At 69.8% G+C, this 1,894-nt stretch carries 3 protein-coding genes and 1 pseudogene; all 4 read right to left on the bottom strand.

Going from position 1 to position 1,894, the window contains the following annotated elements; translation table 11 throughout:
* Positions 1-305: CD225/dispanin family protein (locus tag B4M60_RS10415; protein ID WP_291083301.1), on the bottom strand; the 305-nt coding region annotated here is incomplete at its 3' end.
* A 26-nt stretch (positions 306-331) separates the two neighbouring features.
* On the bottom strand, positions 332-628 hold the full coding sequence (locus B4M60_RS10410; RefSeq protein ID WP_291083299.1) for a GNAT family N-acetyltransferase: 297 nt from the start codon (positions 626-628) through the stop codon (positions 332-334).
* 127 nt (positions 629-755) lie between these two features.
* Entirely contained in the window at positions 756-1,520 is a 765-nt protein-coding gene (locus B4M60_RS10405; protein WP_291083297.1) for an ABC transporter permease, read from the bottom strand.
* Positions 1,517-1,894 (bottom strand): annotated as a pseudogene (locus B4M60_RS10400) (ABC transporter ATP-binding protein); the annotation flags it as partial. The pseudogene B4M60_RS10400 and the gene B4M60_RS10405, both read right to left, overlap by 4 nt.

Here is a 1,894-nt window from a genome sequence, read left to right as displayed (position 1 = left end):
CCCAGTGACACCATGCCGAGCTTCTTGGCCGACGCGCTCGCGGCCTCGGCCTCCGCGTACCGCCCGGCCGCCCACAGCGGGTAGACGTCCAGCGCGCGGGTCATGGCGGTGAACGCGAGCGGCCAGAAGAACAGGATCGCCGCCACCGCCCAGCCGACGTTCGACGGTGGGCCGGGCCGGGCGGGCCCGCTGTCCGCGGCGTACCCCTGTCCCGGGTACCCGGATTGCGCTCCGTAGGCCCCCTGCCCGCCGAACTCGGGCGGGGTGGAGTAGCCGGACGGGTTTCCCTGCGGCGGGTAGGTCATGACGCCTCCTCGGCGGTCGTGGGCAGTCAGTCGGCCGCGACGAGCAGTTGATACTCCGGGAAACGGACGAGGAAGCGGCGGACGTAGCTGCACACCGGGCGGATCTTGACGTCGTCCAGACGCATCCGTGTCAGCACCAGGCTCACCAACAGACGCGCGATCCCCTGCTGTCCGAACCGCTCCTCGATCACGGTGTGGAGCAGGATCAGGACGTCTCCGTCCTTCTCGTACCCGACCAGCCCCATGAAGGTGTCGCTGTCCCACAACTCGAACCTGTCTCTATCGGTGTTGTGCACCAACTTGAGCGACGCTTCGCCGGACATCTGGACTCCTTCGGGCCGACCGTGTTCCTCTCCCGAGCCTACCCGCCGGATCAGACACTCCCGGCACAACGCCGCATCAATCCGCACGGGAGCCTGCCTCGGAGCGCGGAGTTCGCCGAGCGGGGGGTCAGGCGTCCCGGCGCAGCGTGACGACCAGACCCACGACCCACAGGGCCACGCACACGGCGGCGAACCAGGCCAGGGCGGTCCACTCACCCCACGTGATGTAGCCGCGGACCGTCTCGCCCTGCGTCCAGTAGTCGCCGTTGGCGAACGGCATCCAGCCGGCGATGTCCTGCCCCACCCGCGGAATCAGGGACACCATGCCCTCCAGCGCCAGGGTCCACACCAGGAACAACGAGATGGTGCCGGCGGCGTTGCGCATGAGGTACGCCAGCCCCATCACGGCGACGGTGCCGAGCCCGGCGTAGACGGGGAACCGGGCCAGGTACGTCAGCCCGACCCCCGAGAACGGGGTCCAGGCGTCGTTGCCCGACAGCGCCCCGGCCACCAGCAGGGAGAGGACCACGGCGGCGGCCACCACGACCATCGACATGGCCGTGAACAGCGCGGTCTTGGCGAGCACCGCCGGCCAGCGCGACGGCGCCGCCAGGAAGGTGGCCTTGATGGTGTGGAAGCGGTACTCCCCGGTCACGGCGACGATCGCCGCGATCCAGACCAGGGTGACCGTGAACACGCTGACACCGATGATCGCGAACAGCGGGTCGCTCCCACCGCCGGGTTCCCCGACGATCGGGTCCCCCGTGGAGGTCTGCTCGAACTGGCCGATCACCACGGCCAGACCCAGGGCGAGGAGGATCCCGAGGGCGTACAGCCAGTACACGCTCCTGGTGGTGGTCGCCTTGATCCACTCGGACTTCAGCAGGTTCATCGGGTGGTCTCCTGACCGTGGTACTCGACGTCCTGGTCGGTGAGCGCCATGAAGGCCTCCTCGAGCGACGCCCGCTTCTCGTGCAGTTCGTGGACGGTGATGCCCAGGCTCGCGGCCAGGTCCCCGACCTGGGGGGCCCGCAGCCCCTCGATGGTGAACAGGCCCGTCGGGGGGTCGAAGGTGGCGGCGACGCCCTCCTCCCGCGCGGCGGCGGCGAACTCGTCGACGTGCGGCGTCCGGAGGACGACCGTGGAGACGGCGGCGGAGAGGAAGTCCTCGACGGAGGTCTGGGCGCGGAGCCTGCCCCGACCGATGACGACGAGGTCCTGCGCCGTCTGGGACATCTCCGACAGCAGATGGGACGAGACGAGCAC

Origin of the sequence: Dietzia sp. UBA5065 (genome assembly GCA_002415925.1) — a bacterium.
Lineage (GTDB): Bacteria > Actinomycetota > Actinomycetes > Mycobacteriales > Mycobacteriaceae > Dietzia.
Note: the sequence above shows the minus strand (reverse complement) of the source record. Positions and strands in the feature narration are given on the sequence as shown.